The organism is Micromonospora sp. NPDC023633 (assembly GCF_040640035.1).
Taxonomy (GTDB): Bacteria; Actinomycetota; Actinomycetes; order Mycobacteriales; family Micromonosporaceae; genus Micromonospora.
Map to the genome: position 1 here is coordinate 1 of NZ_JBFABB010000061.1, position 12,826 is coordinate 12,826.

A 12,826-nucleotide genomic window follows, 5' to 3' on the forward strand; every position below is an offset into this window, starting at 1 on the left:
GCGTGGATCGCCGCCGCTCGCCCCGTGCGGGCTGCCCTCGGGCGGTCCGGTGGGGGCGCCGGCGCCGTCCGCCCCGGCCGGGCCCACGGCGTCGCCACCGTCGTCGGTCGCGGCCGGGCCGAGCAGGTGCAGGGCCAGCCACGCGACCGACTGGTCGGAGACCCGGGACAGGTCCAGGGCCAGGCGTTCGCGCAGCAGCGCCAGCCGGGCCGCGAGGGTGTTGCGGTGGATCCGCAGGTGGCGGTGGGCCGCGCCGTCGAAGGTGAGCCACGAGCCGAGCGTGGCCAGCAGTTCCGGCCCGTCGGGGTCGGTGCGTCGGGCCGGCCGGTACGACAGGCACGGCGCCAGCAGGGCCGAGGCCCAGTCGCTCCCGGCCGGGCCCAGCGCGGACCGCAGGTCCGCCGGGCGGTCGAAGCGGCAGTGCCCGTCCAGGCGGCTCCGGGCCACCGCGAGCGCGTGGAACGCCTGCTCGTAGCCGACCGCGGTGCGGTGCAGCGGGACCGGCTCGCTGACCCCGACCCGGGTGTCCGGCACCCGCCGGCTGATCAGCCGGCCCGCCGCCTCCGCGCCGGAGCCACGGCCGCCCGGCGCCGCGCCGTGTTCCGGCACCAGCGCGATGAGGTGCCGGGAGCGCACGGGGCAGGGCACCACCCACGCCCGTCCGCCCAGCGCGCGGGTCACCTGCCCGGCCGCCTCGCCGCGCCGGCCGGGGGCGCACTCGACGACGCACACCCGGGCCACGTCCGGCAGGTGGGGGCGCAACGCCGCCGCGACGCGCCGGGCCGGCGCCACGTCGCCGACCATGAGCAGGTGCAGCACCGCCTCCCGGCCGCGGCCGTCGCCGGCTGCCACCCGGCGCCGGGACCGCTCGGAGCGGTCCAGCCGCCAGCAGAGCCCGAGCAGGCGCGCGGCGTCGGCGAGCAGGTCGCCCGGGACCGGCTCCGCCGGGTCGACGGCCGCGAGCCACGGTGGCGGGTCCGCCCCACCGTCGGGGTCGCAGTCCGCCCCGTTCCCGGGCTCCGCGGCCCCGAGGGCGACGAGGTGGACCGTGGGCGCTCCGTCGCCGCCCCGCACGGCCGCCGGGGTGCCGCGCGCGTGCAGGCCGGGTACGGCGCGGGCGGCGGCGGCCAGCACGGCCGGGGCGAGCGGGTGCCGACCCGGGTGGACGCCGAGGACCGTGCCGTCGACGCCGATCAGGGCGACCGTGGCGGCGGACCGGCGGGCCAGTTCGCCCAGGACGGCGGAGACGGGGTCGGGGCCGGCGGCGAGCCGGGTCATCGCGACGACGGCTTCGACGCGTTCGGGGCGCGAGCGCGACGGTGGCCGTCCGCGCGTCCGCGACCCGTCCGGCTCCGCCCGCATGTCAGCAGACGGTATTACCCGGTGGCGGCGGTCGCCAGCGAGCCGATCCCGGGGGTGAGCTCGGGCACCCGCCGCCGGGCCGGTGGTACGGGCGGCGGAGACGCAACGTGCCGGCCACCCGAGGAGGGCGGCCGGCATGGCACGGCGTGCGCGCGACCCGTCCAGCTCCGGCGGCCGCGTGGACCGGCGTCAGAGCGGCGGGGCGACGTCCCGGCGCTCCTCGACCCGCCGGTACTCGACCGGCTCGGTCGTGCTGACCACCTGGCGGCGGCGTCCCCAGATGAGCGTGGTCATGATGAGGCCGAGCACGCCGGCGGCCATCAGGATCCACCCGACGACGTCGAGGTTGATGCCGCCGAGGCTCGCGTCGAGCGCGAAGGTGAGGATCGCGCCGAGCGCGATCAGGAAGATGCTGGTGCCGATACCCACGACAGCCTCCTAGGTCAGGGGATGTGGTGTGCTGTCGATGGACCTCAGTACCCCGTGGTTGACCAGCGCAATCATCGCCCGGTCGCCCCGCCGGCGGGGCGGCGTGCCAGGCGATCTTGCCGTCGGGTAGAGTTTCCCCCGTCGCCGACGAACAACCGGTGGCACGCGGACGTAGCGCAGCTGGTAGCGCATCACCTTGCCAAGGTGAGGGTCGCGGGTTCGAATCCCGTCGTCCGCTCGCGATCCGCCCCTCGTGGTCCGGCCTGCCGGACCGGGCGGTCACCCCCGGGCGATTGGCGCAGTGGGAGCGCGCTTCCTTGACACGGAAGAGGTCACTGGTTCAAACCCAGTATCGCCCACCACGTATTCGGACCCGCCCCACCCGCCCCGCGTGCGGGAACACCTCCGCCGCCGGCTGACCCGGTGGGTGGACGGCCCCGGTCCCGGGACGGCGAACCCACCACGAGCACGCGGAGGACCCGTTTCCTGCGGGTCCGCTTCTGCCGTCGGCAGATTCGCTGACCGTGAACACGGGCTCCGACCGCCGCTCGGAGCCGGCACAGTGGGACGCATGAGGCTGCTGGTGCTGGGCGGAACGGGATTCGTGGGCGGCGCGACGGTCGCCGAGGGGGTGCTTCGCGGCTGGTCGGTGACGGTGTTCAACCGGGGGCTGCACGGCGTGACGCCGGAGGGCGTACGCCGGTTGCGGGGTGACCGCACCGCGCCCGACGGCCTGACGGCGCTCGCGGACGGCGAGTGGGACCTCGTGGTCGACACCTGGGACGGCGCGCCCCGCGCGGCGCGGGACGCCGCCCGCGCGCTGGACGGCCGGGTCGACCGGTACGTCTACGTCTCCAGCGGCTCGGTCTACGCGGCGCCCGTCGCCCCCTGGGTGGGCGAGGAGGCCCCCGTGGTGGACGCGGAGCCGGACGCCGACGACGGCGACTACGCGGCCAACAAGGCCGGCGGCGAGCGGGCCGTGCGGGAGGTGTTCGGCGAGCGGGCGGTGATCGCCCGGGCCGGGCTGATCCTCGGGCCGGGGGAGGACATCGGCCGGCTGCCGTGGTGGTTGACGCGGATCGCGCGGGGTGGGGACGTGCTGGCGCCGGGCCCGGTCGACCTGCCGGTGCAGTACGTCGACGTGCGGGACATGGCGGGCTGGATGCTGGAGCGGGGCGCGGCGCGCGGGGGCGGGACGTTCAACGTGGTGAGCCGCTCCGGGCACACGACGATGGGGGAGCTGCTCGACGCCTGCGTGGCGGCCACCGGCGCCGACGCCCGGCTGCGCTGGACCGATCCGGCGCCGATCCTGGCCGCCGGGGTGGTGCCGTGGAACGAATTGCCGATCTGGATCCCGGCCGGGCACGAGTACCGCTGGTTGCAGGAGCGCGGCGTCGAGCGGGCGTACGCGGCGGGGCTGACCTGCCGCCCGGTGGCCGAGACGGTCGCCGACACCTGGGCGTGGCTGCGGGCGGTCGGCACGGTCCCGCCACGGGCGGGACGCCCGCAGCGCGCCCCGGTGGGACTGGACCCCGAACGGGAGGCGGCGCTGCTCGCCGCGACGGACGCGGCGCGCGCCTGAGCCCGCGACGGACCAGGCGCGCGCCTCACCCCGGCCGGACCAGGCACCGCCGAGTCAGGATCGGGTGACCGGCAGGTCGAGCACCTCGTCCACCTCGCGGCGCGGGGTCGGCCAGCCCGGCTGGCCGAATCCGATGCGCATCACCATCTGCGGCGTGCCGAACCGCCCCAGCGACAGCCGCAGCTGCTCACGCGCCGACGACACCTCGATCGGCTGGGACAGCATCGACACCGCCAGCCCCGAGTCCGTCGCGCTCAGCAGCACCCGCTGCAACGCCTGCCCGGCGACGACCTGGTCGGTCGCCGTGTTGCCCGGCGAGCCGAGCACCGCGACCAGCGGCTCCGGTTCGAAGTCCCGCCCCGGGGCCCGGTCCAGGCTGCCGAAGCCCCGGGAGGGCAGCAGGTCCTGCGGCTCGCCCCGCGGGCCGCCGGACGCGGCCGGGATCCCGTCCGGGGCGGACGTGGCGCGTACCCACTCCTGGCGCTCGGCCCGGTACTCCGGGCTGCGCTCCAGCACGCGGTGGGCGCTGCGGGCGATCTCGGCGAACGCGTTCACCGCGCTGACGCCGACCAGCAGTTCCAGCCAGCACTGCTCGGCGCGGGCCGCCTCGGCGAGGCGCCAGCGGGCGTCGGCGGGCACCGGGTCGGGCCAGAACGGCGCGCGGTTGCTGAACCGGCGGGGGATGGCCGCGTGCAGGGCCTGCTCGGCGGGGGTGGGGCGGCGCGGCACGTCCGGGACCAGCCGGGCCACCACGTCCGGCTCGGCCGGACAGGGGCGCAGCCGGACCTTCGCCGGGGCGCCGGCCACCGCCAGGGCGAGCCGCAGGTTGAACAGCGCCGCCCCGCAGGCGATCCGGACCCCCCAGCCGTTCGGGTCGGTGGCCGGCAGCCGGCGGTCCGGGTCGACCCGCACCTCGATGCCGCCGTCGCGCAGGCGGAACCGCCACGGCTGGGTGTTGTGCAGCGACGGCGCGCGTACGGCGTCGGTGGCGGCGGCCCGTAGCTGCTCGACGGTGAAGCCGGTGTCCATGGTCGTGCCCCTTCCGTGGCAGTTCGTGCGCCGGCGGGTGGTACGTGTCCACGGTGCGTCACCGGACCGTGGCCCGGGCAGGGCCGGACGTCCCGTCCCACCGGGCCCGACCGGCCCCGTCGCTGCTCCGGACCTCGGCCCGTGGCGGCCTCGGGCCGACACCCACCGCCAGCCGCGGCGGTGCGAGGCGGCGCGGGGCGAGGCCGGTTCGGGACCTTCGACCCGTGCGGAAACCGGGGCGTAGCGGGTAGAAACTAGGGATGATCCGCGTGTTCCTGCTCGACGACCACGAGGTCGTCCGCCGTGGCCTGGCCGACCTGCTGCAGAGCAGCGGGGACATCGAGGTGGTCGGCGAGTCCGGCCTCGCCCAGGAGGCGGTCCGGCGTATCCCGGCCCTGCGGCCGGACGTGGCGATCCTCGACGCGCGACTGCCCGACGGCAACGGCATCGACGTGTGCCGGGACGTGCGGGCCGTGGACTCCTCGATCAAGGGCCTGATCCTCACCTCGTACGAGGACGACGAGGCGCTCTTCGCGGCGATCATGGCCGGCGCGTCCGGCTACGTGCTGAAGCAGATCCGCGGCACCGACCTGGTCGACGCGGTGCGCCGGGTGGCGGCGGGGCAGTCGCTGCTCGACCCGGCGATCACCACCCGGGTGCTGGAGCGCATCCGCAGCGGCGTCGAGCAGCCGCGCGAGCTGAAGTCGCTCACCGAGCAGGAGCGGCGGATCCTGGAGTACGTGGCCGAGGGCCTCACCAACCGGGAGATCGCCGGGAAGATGTTCCTGGCCGAGAAGACGGTGAAGAACTACGTCTCCAGCGTGCTGGCCAAGCTGGGCCTGGAGCGCCGCACCCAGGCGGCCGTCCTCGCCACCCGCCTCCTCGGCAAGTCCCACTGACGCGTGCGGGTCAGTCCCGCAGGGGGACCGACCAGTGCAGTTCGGTGCCGCGGGGCTCGGCCCGGCGTACCTCGAACTCGCCGCCGTGACGCTCGGCGCGCTCGCGCAGGTTGACCAGGCCGCTGCGCGCGGCGGCCGGGTCGCAGCCCACCCCGTCGTCGGTGACGGTCACGCTCACCCGGCCGGCGTCGACCCGCACCGCCACCGTCACGCGGTCGGCCCGCGCGTGCCGTACCGCGTTGGAGAGCGCCTCCCGCAGCACGGCGGTGAGGTCGGGGCGGACCGTGTCGGGGACGGCGCTGTCGATCGGCCCGGTCAGCTCCAGACGGGGCCGGTAGCCGAGCGACTCGGTCGCCACCTCGATCGCCTCCCGGATCTCGGTGCGCAGCGCCGCGCTCATCGGGGTGCGCAGCTCGAAGATGGTGCGGCGGATGTCCTTGATCGTGGCGTCCAGGTCGTCGACCGCCGCGTTGATCCGCCTGGCGACCTCCGGCTTCGTCGTCATCGGGGCGGCACTCTGCAACTGCAGGCCGGTGGCGAAGAGCCGCTGGATGACCACGTCGTGCAGGTCCCGGGCGATGCGCTCGCGGTCCTCCAGGACCACCAGCAGCTCCCGTTCCTCCTGCCCACGGGCCCGTTCCATGGCCAGCGCGGCCTGCCCGGCGAAGCTGCCCAGCAGGGCCATGTCGTCGTCGTTGGCGACGGGCGCCCGGTCGGGCCGGTGCGCGATCACCAGCACCCCGTGCAGGGTGTCGGCGGTGGCCAGCGGCGCGACCATCGCCGGGCCGGTCCGCAGCAGCGCCGGCCAGGGCGCGGCGTGGGCCAGGTCCGCCACGTGGTCGTGCCGGCCCTCGACGACGGCGGCGGCGAAGCTCGTCTCGGCCGCCGGCAGCGCGGTGCCGACGAGGGCGCCGGCCTGCTCGTCGGCACCGTCCACCACCTCGACGGTGAACTCCTCCGCGTCGGGGTCGTAGAGCAGCACCAGCGCGACCTCCGCCTCGGCGACCTCGCGGGCGCGCCGCGCCACCAGCGTCAGGGCGTCGGTGCGGCGCACCTCGCCGAGCAGCACGGCGGTGATCTCGGCGGTCGCCGCGAGCCAGCGTTCCCGGCGGTGGGCCAGCGCGTAGAGGCGGGCGTTCTCGATCGCCACGCCGGCCGCCGCGGCGAGCGCGACGACGATCTCCTCGTCGTCCTCGGTGAACTCCGCGCCGCCCTGCTTCTCGGCCAGGTACAGATTGCCGAACACGTGGTCGCGGATGCGCACGGGCACGCCGAGGAAGCTGTGCATCGGCGGGTGGTGCGGCGGGAACCCGTAGGACTTCGGGTGCTGGGTGATGTCGGGCATCCGCAGCGGGCGCGGGTCGTCGATGAGCAGGCCGAGCACGCCCCGCCCGTGGGGCAGCTCGCCGATCCTGGCGTGCAGCTCCGCGTCGATGCCGTGGGTGATGAAGTCGTGCAGCAGGCGGTCGTGGCCGATCACGCCGAGCGCGCCGTAGCGGGCGCCCACCAGCTCGCAGGCCGACTCCACGATCCGTTGCAGCGTGCTGCGCAGGTCCAGGTCGGTGCCGATGCCGACCACCGCGTCGAGCAGGGCACGCAGCCGCTCCCGGCTGGTCACCACCTCGCCGACCCGGTCCAGCATCTCCTGGAGCAGCTCGTCGAGCCGCACCCGGGACAGCGGGCTGAGCCCCAGCGAGGGGGTCACGTGCGCTTCCGGACGGGGGTTCGAGGTGCTGGCGGCCACCGGGCGATGGTATCGCCCGGTGGCCGTGGCCCAGCCTCCGCTACGCGTCGGTGGAACGCACCGCCGAGGTGTCGACCACCTGCGCGACGTCCAGGCGCGGGGTGTGCGGCGGGCCGGCGTGTGCCGGGTCCGCGAGCCCCAGCCGGATCACGAGGTACGGGTAACCGAGGCCGGCCAGCAGCCCGCGCAGCGTCTGCCGGGTGCCCGCGACCTCCACCACGCCGCTCAGCGGCACCACCGAGATCCCGAGCCGGGTCGCGGTCAGCCAGGCGGCCGAGAGCGCCTCGCCGGCGCGCAGCCAGCTGTCCGGCTCGTCCTCGTCGCCGTAGAGCACCCCGTAGACGGCGGCCCGGTCGTGCCCGGGACCGACCGGCAGGGTGCCGGGGCGGCCGAAGTCGCGGGCCGGCACGGTGGTCTGGGGCGCCTCCGCGGGCAGCACCTCCGGCGGCAGGCCGGTGCCGGTGCCGCTGCGGCTGGTCCAGTACTCCAACTCCTCGCGCAGCTGCGGGTCCTCCGCCTCGACCGACGCGGCGTGCCCGGCCGCGGCGGCCAGCTCCAGGACGTTGTCGCGGTCGAGGAACTGCAACTGGCAGCCCTCGGCGGCGACCGCCGAGGCGATCTCCCCGAGGGCGGCGGTCGGCACGGGCTCGTCGCTGACCGGGCGCCGGTCGGTGTGCCGCACCTGCATGCACTGCACGAGGCGGATGGCCTCCGGGTCGGCCTGCGCGCGGGCCATTCCGGTCAGCCGGGCCAGCAGGTCCCCGTCGGCCGGGTCCGGCATCCGTTCCACCACGGCGGTCCAGCCCTCCGCGGTCAGCGCGACCCGCGCGTGGTGCAGCGCGGCCCCGCAGCTGTACGCCAGCAGTCGGCCCTCCGGATCCGTCGCCGTCAGCCGGGGATCGCGGACCACCCGCAGCTCCAGCGCGTCCGGCAGGACCCGCCACCGCCACGGTTGGCTGTTGTGCACCGACGGGGCGTGCCCGGCCGTCGCGGCGGCCTCCGCGAGTGCGGTGGTCAGCGGACGATCCGTCGCCGGCGTTCCGTGGCTCATGGTCACGACCCTTTCCGTTTCTCCCCATCGTGCCCCAGCCCGACGGTGCCCCGGGCGGGGTTGCGGCTCCATCCTGCGCCATCCCCCGTGCCGACGCACGGTACGCAGGTCCCGGCGCGGCCGGGACCTGCGCTCCCTCGCCGGGGCCTCCGGACGCCCTCCGGGGGCCCTTCGACTCACCGTTCCCGGACCACCGCCACCGGGCAGTGCGCGTGCTGGATGAGCTGCTGGCTGACCGAACCCAGCAGCATCCCCGTCAGGCCGCCCCGGCCCCGGGTGCCGACCACCACCAGGCACGCGTCGCGGCTGGCGTCGACCAGCAGGGACGCCGGGCGGCCCTCCGTCACCTCCACGGTGACCGGCACGTCGGGGAACGTCGCGCCCCACCGGGCCAGCGGCTCGTCGAGCTCGGCCCGGTCGGCCGCCGTGGCCTCCCGCGCCTCGGGGCCCGCCGGCAGACGCTGGCCGGTGGGCGGATGCCAGGCCCGCACCACGTGCAGGGGCACCCGCCGGGCAGCGGCCTGCTCGAACGCGAAGCCCAGCGCCAGCAGCGAGCACTCGGATCCGTCCACGCCGACCGTGACGTGCCCGGTGCGCCCGCCGGCGGCGGCCTCGCCGCGGACGACCACGACCGGACAGTGCGCGTGGGCGGCGACGGTGACCGCGGTCGAGCCGACGAGCAACCCGCCGAAGCCGCCGTGCCCCCGGGTGCCCAGCACCAGCAGGTCGGCCTGCGTCGAGCGTTCCTGGAGCACCAGCGCGGGCGGCCCGTCGAACACCTCACCCGTGACGGTCAGCTCCGGGTGCGCGGCGGACGCGTCCGCCGCCGCCTTGCGTACCAGCTCCTCGACCTGCCGGCGGGCCGTCTCGTCCGGCCAGATGCCGGGAGCGACGCCGGGGCCGATCCAGCCGGCCACGGTGAGCCACTCGAAGACGCACGCCAGCCGCACCGGCCGCGCGCTGCGGCCGGCCTCCTCCAGCGCCCACTCCAGCGCGGCGGAGGCGTCGGCGGAGCCGTCGTAGCCGACCAGGATCTCGTTGCCGCTCATCGGGTCCACCTCTCGTTCGCGACTGTGGGGTTGGCGAGTTCGCTCCTCGCGCTCACGGTGCCGGCCTTTCGTTCGCGACTGCGGGGCTCGCAGGCTCACTCCTCGCGCTCATGGCGCCGGCCTTTCGTTCGCGACTGCGGGGCTCGCAGGCTCACTCCTCGCGCTCACTGGTCACCCCGCAGTCCCGGGTCCGTCTCGCGGACCCAGCGCCACTCCGCGACCCGGGGGTCGTCCTCGCCGTATTCGCGGGTGTGGTCCCGGCAGGACTGCCGCGCGTCGACCATCTCCTGCCGCAGGTGGGCGGCCCGGTCGGCCAGCCCCGGCACCCGGTCGATCACGTCGATGACCAGGTGGAAACGGTCCAGGTCGTTGAGCATCACCATGTCGAACGGCGTGGTGGTGGTGCCCTCCTCCTTGTAACCGCGCACGTGCAGGTTGGCGTGGTTGGTGCGGCGGTAGGTGAGCCGGTGGATCAGCCACGGATAGCCGTGGTACGCGAAGATGACCTGCTTGTCCCGCGTGAATATCGTGTCGAACTCCTTGTCCGACAGCCCGTGCGGGTGCTCCGTCGGCGGCTGGAGGCGCATCAGGTCGACGACGTTGACGACCCGCACCTTCAGCTCCGGCAGGTGCCGGCGTAGCAGGTCCGCGGCGGCCAGCGTCTCCAGCGTCGGCACGTCCCCGGCGCAGGCGAGCACCACGTCCGGCTCGCTGCCGGCGTCCGTGCTGGCCCAGTCCCAGATCCCGATGCCGCGCCGGCAGTGCTGGACGGCCTCGTCCATCGACAGCCAGTTCGGGGCGGGCTGCTTGCCGGCCACCACCACGTTGATGTAGTGCCGGCTGCGCAGGCAGTGGTCCATCGTGGAGAGCAGGGTGTTGGCGTCCGGCGGCAGGTAGACGCGTACCACCTCCGCCTTCTTGTTCATCACGTGGTCGATGAAGCCCGGGTCCTGGTGGGAGAATCCGTTGTGGTCCTGCCGCCACACGTGGCTGGAGAGCAGGTAGTTCAGCGAGGCCACCGGCTTGCGCCACGGGATGCCCCGGGTCACCTTCAGCCACTTCGCGTGCTGGTTGAGCATGGAGTCGACGATGTGGATGAACGCCTCGTAGCTGGTGAAGATGCCGTGCCGGCCGGTCAGCAGGTAGCCCTCCAGCCAGCCCTGGCAGAGGTGCTCGGAGAGCACCTCCATCACCCGCCCGTCCGGGGAGAGATGGTCGTCGCCGGGCACGGTGCCGGCCATCCAGGCCCGGCCGGTGACCTCGAACGCCGCGCCGAGCCGGTTCGAGGCGACCTCGTCGGGGCCGAAGAGGCGGAACGTCTGCGGGTTGGCGGTGATCACGTCGCGTACCCACGGGCCGAGCGCGCCGGTCGCGCCGGCCACGGTCTCGCCGGGCTGCTGCACGTCGACGGCGTAGTCGCGGAAGTCCGGCAGCGACAGGTCGCGCAGCACCAGCCCGCCGTTGGTGACCGGGTTGGCGCTCATCCGCCGCTCGCCCTTCGGCGGCAGCGCGGCCAGCTCGGCGACCGGTGCGCCCGTGGCGTCGAAGAGCTCCTCCGGCCGGTAGCTGCGCAGCCAGCGCTCCAGCTCGGCCAGGTGCTCCGGGTTCTTGCGTACCTCGGACAGCGGCACCTGGTGCGCGCGGTAGGTGCCCTCGACCTGCTTGCCGTCCACGTCCCGCGGCCCCGTCCAGCCCTTCGGCGTACGCAGGACGATCATCGGCCAGCGGGGGCGCTCGACGGTGCCGCCCGAGCGGGCCCGCCGCTGGATGGCCGCGATCTCGTCCAGCGCCCGGTCCAGCGTGCCGGCGAGGGCCTGGTGCACCGTCGCCGGGTCGTCGCCGGCCACCACGTACGGCTGGTAGCCGAAGCCGCGCATCATGGCGAGGAGGTCGTCCTCGGGGATCCGGTCCAGCACCGTCGGACTGGCGATCTTGTAGCCGTTGAGGTGCAGGATCGGCAGCACCGCGCCGTCGCGGGCCGGGTTCAGGAAGACGTCGGAGAGCCAGCTTCCAGCCAACGGGCCGGTCTCCGCCTCCCCGTCGCCGATGACGCAGGCCACCAGCAGCTCGGGGTTGTCGAACGCCGCGCCGTAGGCGTGGCTGAGCGCGTACCCCAGTTCGCCGCCCTCGTGGATCGAGCCCGGCACCTCCGCCGCCACGTGGCTGGGGATGCCGCCGGGGAAGGAGAACTGGCGGAACAGCCGGGCCATGCCGGCCTCGTCGCGGTCGATGTGGTGGTACACCTCGCTCCAGGTGCCCTCCAGCCAGGTGTTGGCGACGATCGCCGGGCCGCCGTGGCCGGGGCCGGTGACGAAGATGGCGGACAGGTCACGGGCGACGATGGCCCGGTTGAGGTGGGCGTAGAGCAGGTTCAGGCCGGGACTGGTGCCCCAGTGGCCGAGCAGGCGCGGCTTGACGTGTTCGGGTGCCAGCGGCTCGCGGAGCAGCGGATTGTCCAGCAGGTAGATCTGCCCGACGGTCAGGTAGTTCGCCGCCCGCCAGTAGGCGTCCAGCCGCCGCAGCTCGTCTTCGGTCAGGGGGCTGCGCAGGTCGAGAGCGGTGTCCATACTGCATGAGCCTCTCGCGGGTAGGGGAATCCTGCATCCTCGGAGCGCGGATTCGTCCGGGCCGGCCTCAGCATCTCCGATCGGCGCCGGTGTGGATCAGGGCCGTTGGTCCCGTGGGAGCTGGGCGTTGCGCCCGTCGACCGGAACGGCCGTCAGCCCTCGCACCACGATCAGCGGCGCGGGGGAGTGGTAGAGCAGCGTCTGGCTCACCGCGCCGAGCATGCCCCGCCACGGCTCGTCGCCCCGGGCGGCGACCAGCGCCACCTGCGCCGAGCGGGACTGCTCCACCAGGACGGTGCCGGGGTCGCCGCGGATCGTGTGGCACTCCGTGGCCACCGACGGGAACCGATGCGCCGACCGCGCCACCATCCCGGCGAGCAGCTCGGGATCCTCGGCGGCCTCCTCCGGCTCGACGACGCGGACCGCCAGCAGCCGCGACTCCCGCCCGGCCGCGCACTCGAACGCCCACTCCAGCGCGGCCTGCGAGCTGTCGGAGCCGTCCACCCCGACCAGCACCGGCCCCTGCGGCGGCGGCTCCCGGCGGGCCACCAGCACCGGGCAACCGGCCCGGGCGGCGAGCTGTACCGCGGGCGCGTCGACCGACACGCATTCGCCGCTGGTCGCCATGCCGCCGTCCCCGACGGCGAGCAGGAACGCCGACTCCGACCGGCGGACCAGGGTGGCGACGAGGGCACCCTCGACGATCTCGCCGCTGACCGGCAGCGCCGGCTCGACCTCGTGGGCGATCTCCGTGGCCCGGGAGATCAACTTCTCGGCGTCGGCGCGCGCCCCCGCGACCGACGGGGCCTCCAGCGCGGCCGTCCAGTTGAACGCGTGCAGCAGGCACAGCGGACGGCCGTGCGCGGCTGCCTCCTGCGCGGCCAGCCTGACCACCGGCAGGTTGCGCTCCGCGCCGAGCCCGACCAGCACCGCCGCGTCGGTGGCTGCGGTCATCCGAATCACCTCCGCAGGCGTCGCGCCCGGCCCTCCTGTCGAGGCTAGTCCTGCGGATACCACGGCGGGGCGGGATCGCGGTCGACGGCGGGCTGGGGGGCTGTCGGCGGCGTCCGCCGTCTGTGCGCGGCGTCGTGTCGGTTGCGGTGTCGTCGTGGTG

The 12,826-nt window shown here is 75.2% G+C and carries 10 protein-coding genes and 2 tRNA genes; 4 read left to right on the forward strand and 8 right to left on the reverse strand.

Annotated features, from left to right (window positions below):
* Together AB0G13_RS19785 and AB0G13_RS19790 are read right to left on the reverse strand one after the other, a co-directional pair.
* Nucleotides 1-1,362 (reverse strand): hypothetical protein (locus AB0G13_RS19785; RefSeq protein WP_357876126.1); only part of this gene is annotated, 1,362 nt, incomplete at its 3' end.
* A gap of 189 nt (nucleotides 1,363-1,551) precedes the next feature.
* Complete coding sequence (locus AB0G13_RS19790; protein ID WP_091620076.1) at nucleotides 1,552-1,791, reverse strand: DUF6458 family protein; 240 nt, start codon at nucleotides 1,789-1,791, stop codon at nucleotides 1,552-1,554.
* Nucleotides 1,792-1,956: 165 nt separating this feature from the next.
* On the opposite strand from AB0G13_RS19790, the gene AB0G13_RS19795 reads away from it, so the two are divergent.
* The 3 genes from AB0G13_RS19795 to AB0G13_RS19805 all read left to right on the forward strand — a co-directional run bounded on the left by AB0G13_RS19795 (nucleotide 1,957) and on the right by AB0G13_RS19805 (nucleotide 3,373).
* A tRNA-Gly gene (locus AB0G13_RS19795) sits at nucleotides 1,957-2,029 on the forward strand.
* A gap of 49 nt (nucleotides 2,030-2,078) precedes the next feature.
* A tRNA-Val gene (locus AB0G13_RS19800) sits at nucleotides 2,079-2,153 on the forward strand.
* Between the two features lie 209 nt (nucleotides 2,154-2,362).
* Nucleotides 2,363-3,373, forward strand: a complete 1,011-nt coding sequence (locus AB0G13_RS19805) for an NAD-dependent epimerase/dehydratase family protein (protein WP_357876128.1) — start codon at nucleotides 2,363-2,365, stop codon at nucleotides 3,371-3,373.
* Nucleotides 3,374-3,427: 54 nt separating this feature from the next.
* Here the strand turns inward: AB0G13_RS19805 and AB0G13_RS19810 are convergent, their stop codons facing one another.
* On the reverse strand, nucleotides 3,428-4,402 hold the full coding sequence (locus tag AB0G13_RS19810) for a nitroreductase (protein WP_357876130.1): 975 nt from the start codon (nucleotides 4,400-4,402) through the stop codon (nucleotides 3,428-3,430).
* Between the two features lie 260 nt (nucleotides 4,403-4,662).
* On the opposite strand from AB0G13_RS19810, the gene AB0G13_RS19815 reads away from it, so the two are divergent.
* Nucleotides 4,663-5,301 (forward strand): response regulator transcription factor, encoded by a 639-nt coding sequence (locus tag AB0G13_RS19815; RefSeq protein ID WP_357876132.1) that lies wholly within the window; start codon nucleotides 4,663-4,665, stop codon nucleotides 5,299-5,301.
* Nucleotides 5,302-5,311: 10 nt separating this feature from the next.
* Here AB0G13_RS19815 and AB0G13_RS19820 read toward each other — a convergent pair whose 3' ends face one another.
* From AB0G13_RS19820 to AB0G13_RS19840, 5 genes are all read right to left on the reverse strand, one after another.
* Complete coding sequence (locus AB0G13_RS19820) at nucleotides 5,312-6,943, reverse strand: GAF domain-containing protein (RefSeq protein ID WP_357876184.1); 1,632 nt, start codon at nucleotides 6,941-6,943, stop codon at nucleotides 5,312-5,314.
* 142 nt (nucleotides 6,944-7,085) lie between these two features.
* A complete protein-coding gene (locus AB0G13_RS19825) occupies nucleotides 7,086-8,096 on the reverse strand; it encodes a nitroreductase (RefSeq protein WP_357876134.1) in 1,011 nt (336 codons plus the stop codon).
* A gap of 176 nt (nucleotides 8,097-8,272) precedes the next feature.
* Entirely contained in the window at nucleotides 8,273-9,145 is an 873-nt protein-coding gene (locus tag AB0G13_RS19830) for a universal stress protein (RefSeq protein ID WP_357876136.1), read from the reverse strand.
* A gap of 164 nt (nucleotides 9,146-9,309) precedes the next feature.
* The gene (locus tag AB0G13_RS19835) at nucleotides 9,310-11,712 is read right to left on the reverse strand and encodes a phosphoketolase family protein (RefSeq protein ID WP_357876138.1); all 2,403 of its coding nucleotides are present in this window, start codon (nucleotides 11,710-11,712) and stop codon (nucleotides 9,310-9,312) included.
* A 96-nt stretch (nucleotides 11,713-11,808) separates the two neighbouring features.
* The gene (locus tag AB0G13_RS19840) at nucleotides 11,809-12,666 is read right to left on the reverse strand and encodes a universal stress protein (protein WP_357876140.1); all 858 of its coding nucleotides are present in this window, start codon (nucleotides 12,664-12,666) and stop codon (nucleotides 11,809-11,811) included.
* Nucleotides 12,667-12,826 lie beyond the last annotated feature (160 nt).

Excerpts from the sequence above, each read along its gene's own strand:
- AB0G13_RS19810 (WP_357876130.1), bottom strand. The coding sequence starts at position 4,402 with ATGGACACCGGCTTCACCGTCGAGCAGCTACGGGCCGCCGCCACCGAC.
- AB0G13_RS19815 (WP_357876132.1), top strand. The coding sequence starts at position 4,663 with ATGATCCGCGTGTTCCTGCTCGACGACCACGAGGTCGTCCGCCGTGGC.
- AB0G13_RS19830 (WP_357876136.1), bottom strand. The coding sequence starts at position 9,145 with ATGAGCGGCAACGAGATCCTGGTCGGCTACGACGGCTCCGCCGACGCC.
- AB0G13_RS19825 (WP_357876134.1), bottom strand. The coding sequence starts at position 8,096 with ATGAGCCACGGAACGCCGGCGACGGATCGTCCGCTGACCACCGCACTC.
- AB0G13_RS19840 (WP_357876140.1), bottom strand. The coding sequence starts at position 12,666 with ATGACCGCAGCCACCGACGCGGCGGTGCTGGTCGGGCTCGGCGCGGAG.
- AB0G13_RS19835 (WP_357876138.1), bottom strand. The coding sequence starts at position 11,712 with ATGGACACCGCTCTCGACCTGCGCAGCCCCCTGACCGAAGACGAGCTG.
- AB0G13_RS19820 (WP_357876184.1), bottom strand. The coding sequence starts at position 6,943 with ATGCTGGACCGGGTCGGCGAGGTGGTGACCAGCCGGGAGCGGCTGCGT.
- AB0G13_RS19805 (WP_357876128.1), top strand. The coding sequence starts at position 2,363 with ATGAGGCTGCTGGTGCTGGGCGGAACGGGATTCGTGGGCGGCGCGACG.